The organism is Fictibacillus sp. WQ 8-8 (assembly GCF_024494405.1).
Classification (GTDB): Bacteria; Bacillota; Bacilli; order Bacillales; family Fictibacillaceae; genus Fictibacillus_C; species Fictibacillus_C marinisediminis.
This window is the reverse complement of record NZ_JAMXKG010000006.1, coordinates 240,435-258,379: the sequence shown is the minus strand read 5'-3', so window position 1 is coordinate 258,379 and position 17,945 is coordinate 240,435. Positions and strand designations below refer to the sequence as shown.

Sequence of the window (17,945 nt, the reverse complement as noted above, 5' to 3'; positions counted from 1 at the left end):
AAAAACCACCTTAATTATGTAAAGCCTAAAAAACCACCTTAAAACGTTACCTTGCTTGTTCACGGCTGATTAACGCATGATACACTGCAACGGCTGGTTTGAATTGTTTAACGTCAATTCCAGTTCTCTCGATAAATTTATCAACCCGGTACTGAAGGCTGTTTCGGTGGATGTAAAGTTTCTTTGCCGCCATCGACAGGTTCATGTTGCATTCAAGGAACACTTTGATGCTTTGGATGAGGTCTCTGTCGTCAAATAGCTCATCCGGGATCAGTTGGGAAATATAGTGATGGGCAGGCTTGTCCGTCTGGGTGAGCAGCAGATAAGGGACAAGGTCTTCACGGCTGTACACCTCTTGTGGTGGAAGAAACGGCCGCACTGAAGAGAACAGTTCCCTTTCCAGTTTGAATTGTTCAGCTGCGGGTTCATAATCCTGAAGCCACATCCCGAGGAACAAGTCCAGATCGGTGTAAAAATCACCCGTCAGGACAGATTTTACCTGATCGTAGGGCAATTCTTTCGCTTCATCTGTTTTCGGTTCGATCAGAACGCCATAATGAGCGTTTATAAACAAAACGGTTACTTCAGAAGGGAAAATACCAGATACGGCTTCCATAAATGCTTCTGCTTCCTGATCGGAAAGGGGGCTTTTTAAAAAGAAATGAATGAACCTGAAGCTGGTACCGGCCTCTTTTTCGGATGGATTTCCTTCGAGCACGTTCTTCCAAAAGATTTGCTGCTGAGAGAGAGGTACTTCAGCTTCTTGTGAGAACAGCGAGTTTAATAAGCACAGTTCATCTGAGGTAACCGCTGATTTGGCAATCCCGAATCTTTTTCCCTCTTGATCAGCAAACCAATAATAGTGTTCCGGGCGGCTGGCAGATATAGTGAAATGGTCTCCATAATAATCTTTAAGTTTGGATAGCATGCCGAAAACCCCTTTGTTTAATCTACTGTTAGTATACCAGTGCAGATCAGGATGTAACAAAAAAAGAGGGGACCTGCACTTAGGTCACGTTCAGCCCTTTGGAAACAAAGGCCTGTTTGGCGAGATGAACAGCATATTGCAAAGGAAGCATTCTCGTCGAATAATCTTCTGCTCTAAAGGAAGAATGGGAGAAAATGCCCCTTCCTGGACGGGAATTGGCTTCAATCAGCCACACCTTTCCTTGCTGGTCCAAGCCAAAATCAAATCCAATTTCTCCGATGAGGCCCGATATGTTCTCATCAATTTTATGGCTGAGCTGTAACGCGGCTTTTGTTAGTTTCAAAGCAGATTTTGAAGGGAGGCCGGCATGCTGGATTACCTCTTCGGCCCGCTTTATTTCACCGCCGTAAGCCAGATGTGTGGTATGGGCCTGTGTACCGGCAATCTTTGCGGCCATCGCACTGGCCACCCACTTTCCGTCCCGGTTTTTATTCGTATGCACTCTAAAGTCAACCGGCCGCTGTTTCCAAGTGATCAGGTCTATCCCTTGCTGTACTAGCGTATCCTGAAGCCGGCCATAGAGTTTGCGTGTTTTCAGAAGAGAGATCAAACTTTGGAAATGCTCGATTTTAGGACGGTGATCTTCAAGGAATCTGCAGCTGTAACCTCCAGCCGGCTCTTTGTGCACGGAAAGAATTCCTCGGCCATGGCTGCCCCCGATCGGCTTGAAGAAAACAGCAGAATACGTGTTTAACATATTTTCAATTAGCTGAACTCCTGGATTAATCACCGTATAGGGCAGGTAGTCCCTCATCTCCTTATCTTTTTGCAGAAACCGAAAAATCTCCCATTTGCTGAAAAAAGAAGGGTTAAAGAATGGAATCTCCCATTCAAGGTCAAGCAGATGAACAGCTTTCTGATATTTCAAGCTGCTTTCTGTTCGCCGATTGGGAATCTGGTTGTAGATGATGGAGGGAAGGGGGACGAGGTGCTGTGACCATCCTTTCTCCGAGTAAAAGAATCCATGAACCATTCGATTTTCCTGCTGTAATTGCTCAGGACCAAATACAAAATAATAAGCCCCGACTTGTCGGTCTGCAGAGAGAAGCTTACTGAAAAAAGCAGATCTCTCTCCAACCGGACGGGAAGGAAAAAGGCCTACCCCTGATGTAAAAATACCCACAAGCGGCCCGATCAGGATGCGTGAATCCTCAATATGTACGTGGATTTTTGCCTCAAAAGGTATGGACAGCAAATCCCAAAGGGACTTCGATAATTGAATTTCCCTTTTGGAATGAGGAACAGCTTCGCATAAAACGGTTCTTGAACCAAAGGACAAGGATACGCGGTGCCTGCCGTGTTGTAAGAGATATTCCGGCACATAGACTCTGCTTCCATCATCCTTGCCTTTGCAGATTGGAAGTACATGCTGCATTTCTTTTCCTCCCCACGAGAAGTGCGCCTTGCGATGGCATTCTCGATTGATTAGGCTTATGCCGATATCGTATACTATGAAAGCAGTATGAAAATCGTGTTTAACAATTAGGAGACAAATGCGAGAAAAGAACTAAAAATGATTACCTGGCTTGGCGTATTGCTGGGAGGAGCCATCGGGTTCGTCCAGGCTTTAATTGTGATGTTCATGCAAGGTCTGTTATAGTGGTAGAGATTCAGAGATTTGAGGAGGAATACATTCATGTCTAATATTTATGACTTGGCATACAGCCTTGAAAAAGCTTTGCGCGACAGTGAGGATTTCCAAACATTAAAACAATGCTATGCAGAAGTTAATGCCGATGCAGAAGCACAAAAAATGTTTGAAGAATTCCGCAACCTGCAAATGGGCCTTCAGCAAAAACAAATGACCGGCGAACAAGTAACACAAGAGGAAGTGGAAAAAGCTCAAGCCATGTTCCAAGCCGTTCAGCAAAATGAAATCATCAGCAAACTCATGGCAACTGAACAGCGCATGAGCCTAACCATTTCTGATCTCAATAAAATAATCACTAAGCCGCTCGAAGAGATCTACGGACCAATGGTAGATAACGAGCAGTAAATATATCATGTAAAAAGCCGTCCCCGGTGTGCATTTTGTGCAGGGAGACGGCTTTTTTTGTTGCACGGGGGGCGGATTGAGCCAAACCATTGCATAAATGCGCCTAATTCAGATTAATTGCGCCGAACTCAAAATAATTGAGCGAAAATGAAGTACAATTGATCCTTTTAGAAAATTCGGATAACTTCTTAGGGGCATTCTCATAAAACGCTTTTTGGGGCGTCCCCGTTACAGGTTCTTCAGCATTTTCGATGGGCATAACTGCAACATCAGCCTGCCCAATACGCAAGCTGTGTTTTCTTTATCTGTTCTACCTTCTTCGATAGGGGAATACATTTTGACAGAGAGAGTCTTTATTCGATACAGAGGGGGGATTGCCATGGTATACCGGATGCTGATTCTTGACATCGATGGGACCCTGTTGAGAAGCAATTTTCGTATGGATAAGGAAACGAGGGAAGCGATAGATTATGTGAAGAAGAAGGGTGTTTATATCACACTGGCCTCAGGGAGGAATTTTCCATCTACAAAAAAGATCGCTAAGGCATTGAAACTTGATGGTTATTTAATCAGCCAAAACGGCGGGTTTATCGCTTCTAGTGTGGATGAACCGTTTTTTGAATCACATATTTCAAAAGAAGACACGTATCGGATCGTCAATATTTTAGAGAATTACAATTGCCATATCCGGCTCGTGCATGAACGTTTCTCAGTCGGAAACCAGGTTCAGCAGAAAAACCAGCTCGTTGCGAAGGTAACATTGGGTGCAGGGGATCCGCTTTTCTATCCGGTAACGTTTCAGGAGAGCCTGAGCAGTAATGTACTGGAAAAAGATATTACCCCATCTAAGATTGATGTTCAGTTCTTTGAGGAAAGAGAACGGCGGTCAGCGGAACAGCATTTGAGGACGCATTTTGCCAATTTTGAGTATACCTCCTCGACGAAGTGCAATTTCGAAATTACTTCCCCCAATGTCACGAAAGCCAATGCATTAAGACTGCTCGGCTTGAAGCTTGATGTGACCCCTGAGGAGATGGTGGCTGTCGGTGATTCTCATAATGACAGGGAAATGATTGAGATGGCGGGGCTTGGAGTGGCCATGGGCAATGCTCCTGAAGATGTGAAACAGGCTGCTAATTGGATCACCAGGACGAACGATCAGCTCGGAGTGCCATATATGATAAAAGAAGTTTTCCGAAAGCAGCTGAGAGTGGGACTATATTAACGAAAAAGCTCCGAAACGGGGCTTTTTTGGGTTTTAATGTAAAATATATTTCATTTTTATTACAGATTGAAAAAACGACAAATTTTGAAAGGGTTTTCATAAAGTGCTGTCGAATCATTTTGATGTAAGGAACAAGTATATGAGGAGGATTGTAATGGAAAAAACAGTTAACCTGAATTTGAAGCCAAAGGTGGCAGAATTTCTAAACGGCACGAAGAAACTTTTTATCAATGGTGAATGGGTAACCTCTAAATCAGGAAAAACGTTTGAAACACTTAATCCTTCAACAGGAGAGGTTTTGGCGCTTGTTGCAGAAGGTGGAAAAGAAGATATCGATCTTGCGGTTGATGCGGCGCGAAAAGCTTTTGATTCTGGATATTGGACTAAAATGAGCGCAGCGAAGCGCAGTTATTTAATCTATAAGCTTGCAGACTTGATGGAACAGAACAAAGAAGAGCTTGCACAGCTTGATACGCTGGATAACGGGAAACCGATCCGCGAAACGATGAATGCAGATGTTCCCCTAGCAATTGAGCATTTCCGCTACTATGCTGGCTGGGCAACTAAAATCGTCGGACAAACCATCCCGGTTGCAGGGAGTTTCTTTAACTATACACGCCACGAGCCGGTTGGGGTTGTAGGACAAATCATCCCTTGGAACTTCCCGCTCTTAATGGCTGCATGGAAGCTTGGTGCAGCACTTGCAACAGGCTGTACAGTTGTCCTGAAGCCAGCTGAGCAAACTCCGCTGTCTGCTCTTTATCTTGCACAGCTTGCTCAAGAAGCAGGATTCCCAGAGGGCGTTCTGAATGTAGTAACAGGTGCGGGTGAAACAGGAGCAGCTCTTGTTGATCATCCGGAAGTGAACAAAATCGCCTTTACCGGATCAACTGAAGTCGGTAAGATGATCATGAGAAATGCAGCAGATTCACTAAAACGTGTAACGCTTGAGCTTGGCGGTAAATCACCGAATATCATTCTTCCGGATGCAGACATGACACGTGCTATTCCTGGTGCATTGGGCGGAATCATGTTCAACCAAGGACAAGTTTGCTGCGCAGGTTCCCGATTATTCATTCAAAAGAAAGCTTTTGACAATGTAATGGCGGACATGGTTTCCCATGCGAAGAACATTAAGCAGGGTCCTGGCCTTGATCCGGACACTACGATGGGGCCGCTTGTATCCGAAGAGCAGCATAACCGTGTCATGAGCTACATTGAAAAAGGGAAAGATGAAGGAGCCGAACTGTTAACGGGAGGAACGAGGCCGTTTGAGCAAGGTTACTTTGTAGAGCCTACTATTTTTGCGGATGTAGACGATAAGATGACGATCGCTAAAGAAGAGATCTTCGGACCGGTTGTAGCGGCGATGCCGTTTGAAGACCTGGACGAAGTTATCGAGCGTGCGAACCGTTCTGAGTATGGTCTTGCTGCAGGATTGTGGACTGAAAACTTAAAAACGGCACACTATGTATCCAATAACTTAAAAGCCGGTACAGTCTGGATTAACTGCTACAATGCGTTTGATGCAGCTTCTCCATTCGGCGGATACAAGCAATCCGGAATGGGCCGTGAGATGGGCTCTTATGCGCTAAATAACTACACAGAAGTAAAAAGTGTGTGGGTTAACCTAAAATAAAAAGACAAGCAAAAGCATGTGTGATTCAGGGAAGCGACTCGGCACAGGCAAATAGATATACATGATTAAGGGGTCAATAACTGAACGGAAACGAAAAGCCCGGCTGCTAGATCCAGCAGCCGGGCTTTTTTATGTTGTTTTTAAATCATAACTTTTATAAAGCGAAGTCCGGTATCGTCATAGTCAAGGTTACGGTAGAACTCATGGGTATCGGTACGGTGTTTTCCGCTGTGGAGAACGATGGATGTGCACCCTTGTTCCTCTGCCCACTCTTCCGCATGGCGCACTAACGATTTGCCGAATCCATTTCCTTGATACTCCTCACAGACCACGAGGGCAATAATCCTCAAATATGTCCCATTCTTCTCGAAATAATAGCCCTTAACGAGACCGATCATTCCAATGACAAGATCATTATAGCAAGCGACAAAGCAAATGTAGGAAGGATCCTGAAGAATATACGTTAATCGGTCTCTCATTTCTTCTTCGGTGGTAGGATAGCCGAGATCGCCCATTAAATAAGAGAGAGACAGGCTATCCTCAATCGTCCCCCTCCGAATGAAAATTTCACTCATCTTCGCACCTCTTTTTGGTAAGATAAGAAAATTAGGAAATGAACATACAGAGATGTCTGGCTTATATGCAGCCAGATCGGCCTGCGGAAACTATGATCAGCGATGAAAGAGAAGCAGGGCACCAGCTGGAGAAGTGAGGCGATGAGTGCGCTCGCTGTACTCTTTCTCCTTCAATCGCTCTTCTCCAAGTGTTTTGGCTTGCTGGTCGTCTTGGGCCTGAATGGTTTCGTCGAGCAGTTTTTCGCCGCTCTTATCGTATACGGTAAGAAAATACTTATTCATGGTGTGAAAACTCCCTTCAAGATTCTTAAATTATATTTCTTGTTTTTCGCCAAATTTCCTGCTTTTTTTTATGTTTTCCTTCACTTATCAAAACAGCTGCCACAATTATGGGTATTTTCCCAAATACGAGAACGTGCTTTCGTATATATGGTAAAATAAAGGTTAGAATGTGTAAGAAAAAGGAGAGATGGGTGTTGAAGTTTTTGCATTGTGCTGACCTTCATCTGGACAGCCCTTTCAAAGGATTGAAATATTTGCCCAAACCTATTTTTAAACGGATACAAAACAGCACCTTCCGATCCTTTACTGCAACAGTAAACCTTGCAATAAAGGAGAAGGTGGACTTTGTTGTGATTGCAGGTGATATATATGATGGGGATTCCAGAAGTTTACGAGCGCAGACTTATTTTCGGAAAGAGCTTGAGAGACTGGAAAAACACGAAATTTACACCTTTATGGTTCATGGAAATCATGATCATCTCGAAGGTTCATGGATAGATATTGAATGGCCGATGACTGTTCATATTTTTCAGGGAGGGCTTCCAAGCTCGGTGCCCTTTTATAAAAACGGAAAGCTGGCAGCCATGCTGCATGGATTCAGTTATGAGAAACGGTCTGTAGCCGAGAACCGTGTGCCTCATTTTCCGGAGAAAAAGGATGAAGCTTATCATATCGGTATTCTGCACGGAAACGCAGATGGACAAAGCGAACATGAATCCTATGCGCCGTTTAAAGTGACGGAGCTTTTAGTGAAGGGATATGACTATTGGGCTCTCGGGCATATTCATAAGAGAATGGAGCTTAGCCAGGATCCTTCTGTTATCTATCCTGGAAACATTCAAGGCAGAAATCAAAAGGAAACGGGTGAGAAAGGCTGTTATATCGTCGACACTAATAACGGACTACGGGACTTCCACGCAATGGCAGACATCCTATGGAAAGAAGAATTCATTGATCTTACGGGAAGTTCGGCCATGTCGGAAGTGATTGAAACGTGTATCGAAGTGAAAGAGAATGCCAGAACAGAAGGAAAGGGTATACTTCTTAAACTGATCTTAGAGGGCGATTCTTCTTTATTTCATGAGCTGAGTGATGAACTGTTCCTGGATGACTTAATGGAGACCCTTCAGGACGGTGAAGAGGAGAACTCATCTTTTGTTTACCCGTTCGCTGTTATAAATAGTTTAAGAAGAAGCTGGAATCGTGATCAGCTATTGAACGATGGAGGGTTCGTCGGAGCCCTTTTGCACAACAGCAGTGAATACGAAGAGATGCTGAAAACCACGAGAGAGCTGTTTTTGCACAAAAGAGCCAGACGATATTTAAAGCCTCTTGAATCAGAAGAGGAAGAAGAAATCATCAAGGAGGCAGAAACATTTCTATTACGGTTTTTGCTGAAAGAATAGGGGGTATGAAGCTATGTGGATTAAACAACTGCACATCTATCATTTTGGCAAGTTTCAAAACCTCAAAATAAAGGATTTGTCCAAGGGAGCGGGCTTTATTTCTGGAGAAAATGAAGCGGGTAAATCTACCTTGATGAGTTTTATTAAATGTATGCTTTTTGGTTTTCCTTCTAAGCTTACCAGCGAAAGAAGGTATGAGCCAAAAGATGGGAACCGGATGGGCGGATCTCTTACATTAATGACAGAATCACACGGAGAACTGGCCATTGAGCGCGTAGCAGGAAAAGCGGCAGGTGATGTTACAGTCTATTTGGAGAATGGTGAACAGGCCGGTGAAGATTTTCTGCAAAGCGTGCTGAAAGGGCTGGACCGTTCGCTTTTTCAAGGAATCTATTGTTTTGACATCGATGGACTCCAGGAAATCGAAAAAATCAGCCGGGATCAGCTGGGGAGCTATCTGCTCGGCGCGGGTATGACAGGCAGTAAGGAGCTGCAGGAGCTTGAAGCCCTGCTGGAAAAAAAGCAGGCGGCGCTTTTTAAACCTGGCGGCAGGAAGCCGGTGATCAACGAAATGCTTCAGGAGCTCCACAGGGCAGAAGAAGATCTGCTGAAGTGGAAAAGGAAAAACGAAGAATTTCAGCCCGCCGCTTTGGAATTAAAAGAAGTGAAGGACTCTATACAAAGAGCGGAGAAAGAAAAGGCTCATCATCAGGAACAATGGTATCAGGCTCAAAAGTGGAAATCGGTGCTTCCGCCTCTGCAGAAGTGGAAAGAAAATAAACTGGCGCTCGATCAGCTGCAAGAGGGTGAGTTTCCTGAAAATGGACTGCAGCGGCTGGAGTATTTGCAGGAAAAGCTGTTTGATCTTGAAGGAGACTTGGCAGTTTGCAAGAATAAGAACGATGAAATTGAAAAGCAGCTTGCAATTCTGGCAATCGATGAACAAGTACTGAAAGAAGGGGCGCGTATTGAAGCCGTTGGACAGAAAATCCATTATCTTGAGAGTCTCTTGAGCGACAAAGCGGGCTTGCTCCAAAAGGCTGAATTGCTAAGCAAAGAAATTCATCGTCTTATTCATGAAACAGGCTATGAAGGAGAAGACAATAACCTTTATGAATTGAACAATGGAATTGCAGCAAAAAACGGCCTTGTTCTCATGACAAAAAACCATGAATTGCTGCAGCAGAAGAAAGAATGGATGGATCAGGAGCTGACAGCCTCCCGCAGCCGTCTGGAATCAGCAGAGGAGCGGCTGAAGCTTGCAAAAGGAAAGCTGCTCCATGAAGCGGATTTTCAGAAACTGAAGGAACATGCTGATCAGGATAGAACCTATCGAAGGCTCATGCTCGAAAAAGAACAGCTTCAGATGCAGATCAAAAATGCAGAGGGGAATAGTTCGTCACGCTCAGTTCCCCTGAAAAAGAACTGGATTCCGGCAGGAGCCTTATTTGTTTTTATTGCCGTCATTATCATCTATCTTGTAAGTAAAGGCGAAATGGCTGGAGCTTTGCTTTCAGCTTTGGCGCTGGGTGCCGGTTTCCTGTATTGGATGAAAAGCAGAACGAAAGAAAGAGGCAGCCATACGGGGAAGGAAAATCTTCCGGCTCTCTTGGTGCAGCTGCAAAAGCTTGAAGAACAGCTTGCGGGCATTTCAAATTTTGAAGAGCTTGACCGTCTACAGCAGCAATGGATCGAGGAGCAAGCGCAGCGCAATGAGTACAATAGGCTTCAGGAAGAAAAAAAGCGGCTGGAACAGTCCTACCAGCAAACCGCAGCCGGCTATGACAAGCTGGAGCTGGAGGAGTTTGACAACGAGGCCAGCATCCAGGAGTGGAGCAGGGAAAATGGATTTAATGGACCTTGGCAGCACCTGATTCTGCCTGGCTATTTTGAAAAGATTGAAAGACTGAAGGAACTATTGATCGAAAAATATCAATTGGAAGAAAGGCTTTCGCAGCTTCAAGTTAATATTTCCGTTATTTTAGAAGATGTGAACCAGCTTTCAAAACAGCTCGGCCTTTCAGAGCATGCCTCTTATCATGAGAGAATAATGCAAGCGCGTATGCTGCTTCAGCAGGAAAAGGAAAAGCAGCGGAAGCTTGAATTGCTTCAGGAAGCAAAACGGGCAGCTGTTGAGAATGAACAGGAATTACTGACGAAGCGTTTAAGTTACACAGCAGAAAGAACCCGGCTCTTTCAGCAAGCCGGTGCTGATAACGAAGAGAGTTACAGAAAAAAGGGAGAAGCGGCAGATTCAAGGAAAAAGATACAGGAGCAACTGTCACAGGCTTCGCTGCAGCTTTATGCTTTTGGATACAGCGATGAAGAAATTTTCAATCTCTCGGACAGGCTGCTGGACAAATCTTTTAATCTGGAAAAGGAGATTGCTGCGGCAGAAGCCTATCTTAAAGAAAGTGAGCAGGAGTTAGAAAGCTTCAAGGGCAAAAGTGCTGAACTGTCCCTTCGCCTGCAGCAGCTGCAGGAAGAGGGCAGCTACTCGGAATGCCTGCAGCGATATGAAACGTTAAAGGATATTCTGCAGGATCAAGCAAGAAAGTGGGCCGTTTACAGGACAGCTGCGGATCTGCTGAAACGAACGAAAGAACAGTTTCATGCGGAGCGGCTGCCTGCCATTATAAAAAAGGCAGGAGTATATTTCTCCCGCATCACCGCTGGAAAATACGCGGATTTATTCCTGGCAGGGGAAAAGGAAAGTTTAATCATTGAGCGGAATGACGGTGTCCGTTTCAATCCCGTGGAGTTAAGCCGCGGGACAGCCGAACAGCTATACTTATGTGTGCGGCTTTCCCTAGCTTCTTTATACCAGAGAGAAGGAATGCCTCTGATTTTGGATGATGTGACCGTTAATTTTGATCCTGTCCGTACAAAACAGACCTTGGACCTGCTCATGGAGATCGGTGAAAAGCATCAGATCATCTTCTTTACGTGCCATGAAACGCTGTTCAGTGACAGGCCTTCCGTACCGGTCATCCATTTAAAGGAACCGCAGCCTGTCAGACCGGGCGACGGTGCGTTTTTATAAATTGACGTGTTTATGATATAAAAAGAGTAGCAGAAGTGCTTACAGAGCTGAACCTGCACACAGGAGGGGAACGACCAATGAGTGACTATAATGTTTACCTGGTGGAAGATGAAGAGAATCTTTCACAGGTTTTAAAAGCGTATATGGAACAGGAAGGCTGGAACGTGACCGTTTTTGACAATGGCGAAGAGGCCGCGAAAAACGTAGAAGATACCCCTCATCTTTGGATATTAGACATTATGCTGCCTGGAATTGACGGATATGAAGTATTACGAAAGATTAAACAGCATTCCGATACTCCGGTTATTTTTATTTCAGCCAGGGATCAGGACCTCGACCGGATCGTCGGTCTGGAATTAGGCAGTGATGATTATCTTGCAAAGCCATTTATGCCAAGGGAGCTTGTCATACGTGCTAAAAAACTTCTGATTCGGGTATATGAAAGCGGAGCAATGGTTCCTAAAAAAATAGAAATCACGGGGTATATCATTGATCCGGTCGCGAGAAAGATTACCTTTGACGAGGAACTGATCAATCTGACGTCAAAAGAAATGGACGTTTTGCTGTATTTGATTGAAAATCTTGGTACCTCAAAAGCCAGGGAAGAGATCCTGGCTCACGTGTGGGGCTCTGATTACTTCGGATCTGAACGTGCGGTTGATGATGTCATCCGGCGGGTAAGAAAGAAGATGCCGCGCTTAAATCTTGAAACGGTCTATGGTAACGGGTATAGGATCGTTACCTCATGATCCGTTTAAACCTGACACAGAGAATCTGGATATCGTTCGCCCTTTTAATTCTTCTCATAGGGCTTATTCTTGCTATTATCTTTCCGCTATCTATTAAAAAAACGATGACAGATGAAACCTATAAGATTATCAAAATCGAACAGGATAAACTTATGGATCAGGATAAAGAGATTCCTCAGCCTGATACATCGATTGATTTTATTGAGCGCAGAAAATTAGGCCGTTCTGTCGGACATGTGGTCATTAAAAATGATTATCTTGGCACAAAAGGAGACTATATTCCCGATCGCGTATTGGCTGAAATGGGTTCACATGCCTATAAGCAGAAGTCTGACCAGCAGAAGTATGAACTGACGTATGGCGATGCCACGCTGTTTTACATCGTTAAAAGACTGGAAACTGATTCACATGGCGACTTTTATTTAATTTCCTATATGTGGGATACGTACCGTGACCAGATGGTGGACCGGCTATGGACACGGCTTCTCTGGATCTTATTCTTCACAGGGATGATTGCCGTTATCCCGGCCCTTTGGATGGCCCGCTATCTTCGCGCTCCATTGACGATATTGGGCAGACGGTTTGAACAGATCGCCAAGCGAAACTGGAAAGAGCCCTTCATCTGGCATGAAGACGATGAATTCCAGAAGCTTTCGCAGCAGTTTGAATCCATGCGCCGGAATCTGATCCGATACGATACTGCTCAAAAGACGTTTATCCAGCATGCTTCACATGAACTGAAAACACCGGTCATGACCATTAAGAGTTATGCCCAGTCGGTCAAGGACGGCATCATGCCGAAAAATAACATTGAAGATATGATGGATGTAATCTTAAGTGAAGCCGACCGGATGGAAAACCGGGTAAAAAACATGCTGTATTATACAAAGCTTGATACACTGAAACAACAGACCCTTCAGTGGGAAATGATCTATTTTGGAGTACTTGCGGAAGAAATTATCAGCCGTTTCCGTTTTCAGCGGGATGATATTGAGCTTTCCATAATTGGTGATGAAGTTTTATTCTGGGGTGACCGTGAGCAGATCACAATCGTTTTTGAGAACTTTATCCAAAATGCGATGAGGTATGCACGATCTGAGATCATATTATCGGCAAAAGAAGAAGGAAACAACATCACCCTTGGCGTATGGAATGATGGAGAGCAGCTTTCAGACCGGGACCGTGAAAATCTTTTCCTGCCTTTCCGTAAAGGCAATAAAGGGCAGTTCGGTCTTGGATTAGCGATCGTGAATCGAATTGCCGAGCTGCATGGCGGAATACCCAAAGTGACCAATATTGAAGATGGTATTCTATTCGAAGTCATTCTTCCAAAGGACAGGCAGACATAAGTTTAAACAATATAAAATAAAATATGAGGTGGCATAATGAAAAAAGGTCTTGCTCAATATAAAGTGGGAGAAGTGGTAGACTCCTATTTAATGATAAAATCATCCACAAAATCTACAGCAAGCAACGGTAAACCCTTTTTAAACCTAATCCTGCAGGACCAGACAGGGGATATCGATGCAAAACTATGGGACTGCTCCCCGGAGGACGAACAGCAATATGTTCCTCAGGCTTTGATCAAAGTTACCGGTGATATGAGCAACTACAGAGGAAAGATGCAGCTCAAGCTCAAACATATCCGTCCGGCATCTGAGATTGACGGCGTGAAGATTAGTGATTTTGTAGAAACAGCACCGCTTACACAAGATGTGATGATGGAGAAAATCACACAGTACATTTTTGAGATGCAAAATCCTAACATCCAGAGAATTACAAGGAACCTTTTAAAGAAATATCAGGATGATTTCCTAAAGTTCCCTGCAGCCGTGAAAAATCACCATGAATTCGTTTCTGGTCTTGCCTACCATGTCGTGTCCATGCTTGATCTGGCCAGGGGAATATCAACCCTGTATCCTTCGCTTAATACTGATCTGCTTTATTCCGGCATCATCCTTCATGACCTGGGCAAGGTGATTGAACTGTCCGGTCCTGTGGCTGCCAACTATACGCTGGAAGGAAAGCTCCTCGGCCACATTTCCATTATGGTGAATGAGATCGGGATTATCGCAAAAGAACTGGAAATTGAAGGAGAGGAAGTTACGGTCCTTCAGCATCTCGTGTTAAGCCATCATAGCAAACCAGAATGGGGAAGCCCGAAAGCACCGATGATCCGTGAAGCGGAGATCCTTCATATGATTGATAATTTCGATGCGAAAATCAACATGATGGACAGAGCGCTGGTCAAGGTGGAACCAGGGGAATTCACGGAAAAAATCTTCCCTCTGGAAAACCGCAGCCTCTACAAACCGCTTTTTGAAAGAGAATTAGCAAAAAAGTAATTGTCGTAACAATTTGAATATGGTAAATTTAGAGAGAGAGATAAATGAGATGGAGGCAATGACAAATGAAACCCATTGTTCAAGAAAAGGTGTCTGCTAAATAACTAACTAAATCAAATGTTGTACCGGACGGCTGAAGGAGCTCTGTTTCCTTACGTTATAGCGTACAAGTGTGATTTATTTAGTTATGACCTTTTCTCTTGAGCGATGGACCCATTTGTCACGCTATAGCCTTCAGCACGTAATAGAAGCCTATAGTTGACGTGGAATGCGCAGCTATAGGCTTTTTTATGCCCAATTTCAGCACTTTCCAATTATAAGCGCTCAAGAGATCGGTTGATTGTTATTTGATTGAAACATATGAAAAGAGAGTGATAGGGATGAAGTGGAAAGATTGGGACAGAAATATTAAAGTTCGGCTTTTGGGAGAGTTTGTAATTAATCTGCTGTTTTGGATGTTTTTCCCGTATATGGCGATTTATTTTTCCGATGAACTTGGAAAAGAACAAGCCGGTATGCTGCTGGTCGCTTCCCAGTTGGTGGGAGTCGTAACCAACCTGGTCGGCGGTTATTGTGCCGATACATTCGGAAGAAAGAAAATGATGGTGGTTGCCGGTGCAGGGCAGGCAGTTTCCTTTGCTCTGTTCGCACTGGCCAATTCTCCTTGGCTGAATTCGCCTGTGCTGACTTTTTTGGCGTTTACGGCATTAGGTTTGTTCGGATCTTTGTATTGGCCGGCAAGCCATGCAATGATCGCGGATGTAGTGCCTGAGAAGAACCGCAGTGAAGTGTTTGCTGTCTTTTATACGAGCATTAACATTTCAGTTGTGTTCGGACCGGCATTGGGAAGCATCTTCTTTTTCGACTACCGGTTTGAATTGCTGCTGGCCTGTACGATTGTTGGCATTATCCTGACTTTTGTCCTGCAGAGGTTTATCAGGGAAACCGTGCCGGAGAAGAAGCCGATTGTAGAAGACAAGAACGGCGAGCCGAAAAAATGGTCCGAGGTCGTCTGGGATCAGTTGAGAGATTACCGGGTAATTGCAAAAGATAAACTTTTCCTATTGTTTATTCTGGCAGGTGTGCTCGTCGCACAGACCTTTATGCAGCTTGATTTATTGATTGCGGTGTATACGACAGAAAAGGTTCCTGTACAGACGCTGCTTCATCTCGGTGACTGGTCACTATCGCTTTCAGGTGAAAAAGCGTTCGGTTACATCGTATCAACAAATGGTTTATTGGTCGCGCTGTTTACCGTTTTTATGTCAAAGTGGATGAACAAATACAAAGAAGGAAACATCTTTGTCATTTCCTCTCTTTTATATGGAGTAGGTATGCTGCTTTACGGCAACACGACCGTCATCTGGTTCCTTTTCCTGGCTATTACTGTCTTTACAGCTGCTGAGCTGATGGTCGTCGGCATTCAGGAGAGCTTTATCTCCAAGTTGGCTCCGGAACATATGCGCGGACAATATTTTGCCGCAGCAGGACTGCGTTTCTCCATCGGGCGAAGCTTAGCACCGTTAGCAATTCCGCTTACCATGTGGATTGGTTTTCAATGGACGTTCTTTATGCTGTTCGTTCTAACCGTAATCAGTGCAGGCTTATATCACGTGATGTTCCGTCTGCATGATAGAAAAATGGGAGAGACAGAAAAACAAAAGTCAGTTGCTCCCAACGCGGCAGGTTAAAAAAAACAATAATCAAATGACATATCTTTCTTCCATGCTTCATAAGATGGGAATACGAAGCTTGTCTTTAGGAGGAATAGGAATGAAAGGATATGTAGCCCTGGGACTTGGAGTCTTACTCATTGTTGCTTTTGTTTTAAAAGAATTTGTTGCTCCTCTTCAATATTTCTTTGATTTAACGCCATTTTGGGTATACTTTGTGGTCGCAGGCATCATCTTCAGCGGATACCGGAGCTACAATTTAGGTTCTGAACAAAAGCTTCTCGACCTGAAGGTGATTGAACAAGAAGGGGAAGTATTCATGAAACGAATCGCTGAAGAACGTGAACGCAGAAGTAAATAGGGTAAATGTTTAACAAGCCGGCCGGCAAGGTACTGTGTATGAAACCTTGTTGGGCGGTTTTTTGTTTTTACGGGCGGGAAAGGTTGGTAAACAGTAGTGAAGATGTGGAAAAACACTTAACCAGGCTGAAAAACGAGTAAATCGGTGTAAAAAGCGTTAAAAATCTGCCAGTTCTATGTATTTTTTCTCTTTTTAGTTGAAATATAGCTGGTCAGAGCAGACATTTAGAGATTATTCAACTTGGAAATTATGATTTATCATTTATTTAGGAGTGCTAAAAGAATATATTATCGATATTAGAAGTATATTATCGAAACGGGTAATTTTATTATCGAAAAAACTATTTTATAATCGAAACACTCTATTTTATTATCGAACAGTTTATATTAACACAATTCGATAAATTTCGACCCATTCATTTATTCCAACCCATATAAAAAAAGAGGATGATCCCTGCGGGAATCATCCTCTTTTTGTTGCTGTGTAAGAGTTCCACCGTCTATCGGCTTTGAACGGGTCCTTCAGCTTTTCATCGATCCAACTTCAACGCTTAGAGCCCCGCCAACTTCACTCCCTCAACCCAACACAAAAAACGTGTTGAATTTCAGGAGCTCCAGTTCAACGGGGCTCTGAGCAAAGCGTTTCAGCCTTTCATTATTGCTGTGGCTGTGCTGGCATTTGAGTGTCTTGTTTTTTTAGTGCGTCTTTTAGATCTTTATCTTTGATCTTGATGTCAGCTTTTTTCTGAAGCTTAGTGATGACTTGGTCTGTTGGTTTCGCTTTTTGCTGTTTCAGTTCTTCGCTGATTTGTTTCTTCTTGTCTTCAAACTTGTTGGATTTCTTGTCTACGACTTTAATGATGTGGTAGCCGAATTGAGATTTTACAGGGTCGCTGACTTGTCCAGGTTTAAGCTTGAATGCCACTTTATCAAATTCAGGAACCATTTGGCCTTTACCGAAGTAGCCAAGGTCTCCGCCTTTTGATTTAGAACCAGGGTCTTTGGAATACTTTTCAGCAAGTTTGGCAAAGTCTTCACCTTTATCAAGTTTCGCTTTTACTTCTTTTGCTGTTTTAGCATCATCCACCAGGATGTGGCTTGCTTTTACTTCTTCTTTATATTTTTCGTTAAATACTTTTTTCATTTCAGCATCGGTAACTTTGACACCATCAGTTGCTGCCTTTTTATTTAGAAGCTGTGTCTTAACGAGTTTTCGTAAATCTTTTTCGTTTTTAATGCCGTTTTGTTGAAGGGCTTGCTTGAACTGGTCTTCACTGCCAAGCTGTTTTTTGATTTTAGCGATCTCGTTGTCAATCTCTTTATCGGTAACCTTGTACTCTTTTTCGAGAAGTTTATTATCTACCATTTGCTTAAGAACTTGATCTCCGTACTGTGCTTTAAGCTCATTGTAGAATTCATCCTTGGTGATGTCTCCAGCTTTGGATTCCACAACCTTCTCTGATCCTGCACCGGAGTTGCACGCTGACAGCGACAACACTCCCGCAGCAAGTCCAAGGGATAATAACCATTTTTTCATCTGACACACTCCCACTGTTCGAGTAATATTTTCACAGTATCTACTATAGCATAAACATTGGATAAAATCCTATTCATACTCGGAATTATGAGAAAAATTACACGAATTTACTGTTTAATTGAGCAAG

Annotated in this window: 15 protein-coding genes and 1 pseudogene; 11 read left to right on the top strand and 5 right to left on the bottom strand. The window is 43.7% G+C overall.

The window, feature by feature from the left end; all coding sequences use genetic code 11:
• Nucleotides 1-46: 46 nt before the first annotated feature.
• Together M1K46_RS15525 and M1K46_RS15520 are read right to left on the bottom strand one after the other, a co-directional pair.
• Complete coding sequence (locus tag M1K46_RS15525; protein ID WP_256226677.1) at nt 47-928, bottom strand: PucR family transcriptional regulator; 882 nt, start codon at nt 926-928, stop codon at nt 47-49.
• 79 nt (nt 929-1,007) lie between these two features.
• Complete coding sequence (locus M1K46_RS15520; RefSeq protein ID WP_256226676.1) at nt 1,008-2,363, bottom strand: YheC/YheD family protein; 1,356 nt, start codon at nt 2,361-2,363, stop codon at nt 1,008-1,010.
• A 123-nt stretch (nt 2,364-2,486) separates the two neighbouring features.
• Between M1K46_RS15520 and M1K46_RS25855 the strand changes: the two are divergent.
• The 4 genes and pseudogenes from M1K46_RS25855 to M1K46_RS15505 form a co-directional block, all read left to right on the top strand.
• Nucleotides 2,487-2,588 (top strand): annotated as a pseudogene (locus M1K46_RS25855) (hypothetical protein); the annotation flags it as partial.
• Between the two features lie 36 nt (nt 2,589-2,624).
• Nucleotides 2,625-2,984, top strand: a complete 360-nt coding sequence (locus M1K46_RS15515) for a YlbF family regulator (protein ID WP_053355570.1) — start codon at nt 2,625-2,627, stop codon at nt 2,982-2,984.
• Nucleotides 2,985-3,321: 337 nt separating this feature from the next.
• Entirely contained in the window at nt 3,322-4,209 is an 888-nt protein-coding gene (locus M1K46_RS15510; RefSeq protein WP_231689156.1) for a Cof-type HAD-IIB family hydrolase, read from the top strand.
• 154 nt (nt 4,210-4,363) lie between these two features.
• Nucleotides 4,364-5,848: an aldehyde dehydrogenase family protein gene (locus M1K46_RS15505; RefSeq protein WP_053355567.1), complete on the top strand. Its 1,485-nt coding sequence runs from the start codon at nt 4,364-4,366 to the stop codon at nt 5,846-5,848.
• A 140-nt stretch (nt 5,849-5,988) separates the two neighbouring features.
• Here the strand turns inward: M1K46_RS15505 and M1K46_RS15500 are convergent, their stop codons facing one another.
• On the bottom strand, nt 5,989-6,423 hold the full coding sequence (locus M1K46_RS15500; protein ID WP_062236706.1) for a GNAT family N-acetyltransferase: 435 nt from the start codon (nt 6,421-6,423) through the stop codon (nt 5,989-5,991).
• Between the two features lie 96 nt (nt 6,424-6,519).
• On the bottom strand, nt 6,520-6,705 hold the full coding sequence (locus M1K46_RS15495) for a YhzD family protein (protein WP_082683496.1): 186 nt from the start codon (nt 6,703-6,705) through the stop codon (nt 6,520-6,522).
• Between the two features lie 194 nt (nt 6,706-6,899).
• On the opposite strand from M1K46_RS15495, the gene M1K46_RS15490 reads away from it, so the two are divergent.
• The 7 genes from M1K46_RS15490 (at nt 6,900) to M1K46_RS15460 (ending at nt 16,282) form a co-directional block, all read left to right on the top strand.
• Nucleotides 6,900-8,111 carry a metallophosphoesterase family protein gene (locus tag M1K46_RS15490; protein WP_256226675.1) on the top strand — a complete coding sequence of 404 codons (1,212 nt, stop codon included), beginning with the start codon at nt 6,900-6,902 and terminating at the stop codon, nt 8,109-8,111.
• A 13-nt stretch (nt 8,112-8,124) separates the two neighbouring features.
• On the top strand, nt 8,125-11,154 hold the full coding sequence (locus tag M1K46_RS15485) for an AAA family ATPase (RefSeq protein ID WP_256226674.1): 3,030 nt from the start codon (nt 8,125-8,127) through the stop codon (nt 11,152-11,154).
• Nucleotides 11,155-11,231: 77 nt separating this feature from the next.
• Nucleotides 11,232-11,903 (top strand): response regulator transcription factor, encoded by a 672-nt coding sequence (locus M1K46_RS15480; RefSeq protein ID WP_053355562.1) that lies wholly within the window; start codon nt 11,232-11,234, stop codon nt 11,901-11,903.
• Entirely contained in the window at nt 11,900-13,252 is a 1,353-nt protein-coding gene (locus M1K46_RS15475) for a sensor histidine kinase (RefSeq protein WP_256226672.1), read from the top strand. The genes M1K46_RS15480 and M1K46_RS15475 overlap by 4 nt, the downstream gene beginning before the upstream one ends.
• 36 nt (nt 13,253-13,288) lie before the next feature.
• Complete coding sequence (gene yhaM / locus M1K46_RS15470) at nt 13,289-14,248, top strand: 3'-5' exoribonuclease YhaM (protein WP_256226671.1); 960 nt, start codon at nt 13,289-13,291, stop codon at nt 14,246-14,248.
• Between the two features lie 380 nt (nt 14,249-14,628).
• Entirely contained in the window at nt 14,629-15,939 is a 1,311-nt protein-coding gene (locus M1K46_RS15465; protein ID WP_256226669.1) for an MDR family MFS transporter, read from the top strand.
• 82 nt (nt 15,940-16,021) lie between these two features.
• The gene (locus M1K46_RS15460; protein ID WP_082316026.1) at nt 16,022-16,282 is read left to right on the top strand and encodes a sporulation YhaL family protein; all 261 of its coding nucleotides are present in this window, start codon (nt 16,022-16,024) and stop codon (nt 16,280-16,282) included.
• A gap of 654 nt (nt 16,283-16,936) precedes the next feature.
• Here the strand turns inward: M1K46_RS15460 and M1K46_RS15455 are convergent.
• Nucleotides 16,937-17,818: a peptidylprolyl isomerase gene (locus tag M1K46_RS15455; protein ID WP_053355558.1), complete on the bottom strand. Its 882-nt coding sequence runs from the start codon at nt 17,816-17,818 to the stop codon at nt 16,937-16,939.
• Between the last annotated feature and the right edge of the window lie 127 nt (nt 17,819-17,945).

What these genes read in the sequence shown, in the direction of transcription:
- M1K46_RS15525 (WP_256226677.1), bottom strand. Translation starts at nt 928, where the DNA reads ATGCTATCCAAACTTAAAGATTATTATGGAGACCATTTCACTATATCT.
- M1K46_RS15520 (WP_256226676.1), bottom strand. Translation starts at nt 2,363, where the DNA reads ATGCAGCATGTACTTCCAATCTGCAAAGGCAAGGATGATGGAAGCAGA.
- M1K46_RS15515 (WP_053355570.1), top strand. Translation starts at nt 2,625, where the DNA reads ATGTCTAATATTTATGACTTGGCATACAGCCTTGAAAAAGCTTTGCGC.
- M1K46_RS15505 (WP_053355567.1), top strand. Translation starts at nt 4,364, where the DNA reads ATGGAAAAAACAGTTAACCTGAATTTGAAGCCAAAGGTGGCAGAATTT.
- M1K46_RS15500 (WP_062236706.1), bottom strand. Translation starts at nt 6,423, where the DNA reads ATGAGTGAAATTTTCATTCGGAGGGGGACGATTGAGGATAGCCTGTCT.
- M1K46_RS15495 (WP_082683496.1), bottom strand. Translation starts at nt 6,705, where the DNA reads ATGAATAAGTATTTTCTTACCGTATACGATAAGAGCGGCGAAAAACTG.
- M1K46_RS15485 (WP_256226674.1), top strand. Translation starts at nt 8,125, where the DNA reads ATGTGGATTAAACAACTGCACATCTATCATTTTGGCAAGTTTCAAAAC.
- M1K46_RS15480 (WP_053355562.1), top strand. Translation starts at nt 11,232, where the DNA reads ATGAGTGACTATAATGTTTACCTGGTGGAAGATGAAGAGAATCTTTCA.
- M1K46_RS15475 (WP_256226672.1), top strand. Translation starts at nt 11,900, where the DNA reads ATGATCCGTTTAAACCTGACACAGAGAATCTGGATATCGTTCGCCCTT.
- yhaM (WP_256226671.1), top strand. Translation starts at nt 13,289, where the DNA reads ATGAAAAAAGGTCTTGCTCAATATAAAGTGGGAGAAGTGGTAGACTCC.
- M1K46_RS15465 (WP_256226669.1), top strand. Translation starts at nt 14,629, where the DNA reads ATGAAGTGGAAAGATTGGGACAGAAATATTAAAGTTCGGCTTTTGGGA.
- M1K46_RS15460 (WP_082316026.1), top strand. Translation starts at nt 16,022, where the DNA reads ATGAAAGGATATGTAGCCCTGGGACTTGGAGTCTTACTCATTGTTGCT.
- M1K46_RS15455 (WP_053355558.1), bottom strand. Translation starts at nt 17,818, where the DNA reads ATGAAAAAATGGTTATTATCCCTTGGACTTGCTGCGGGAGTGTTGTCG.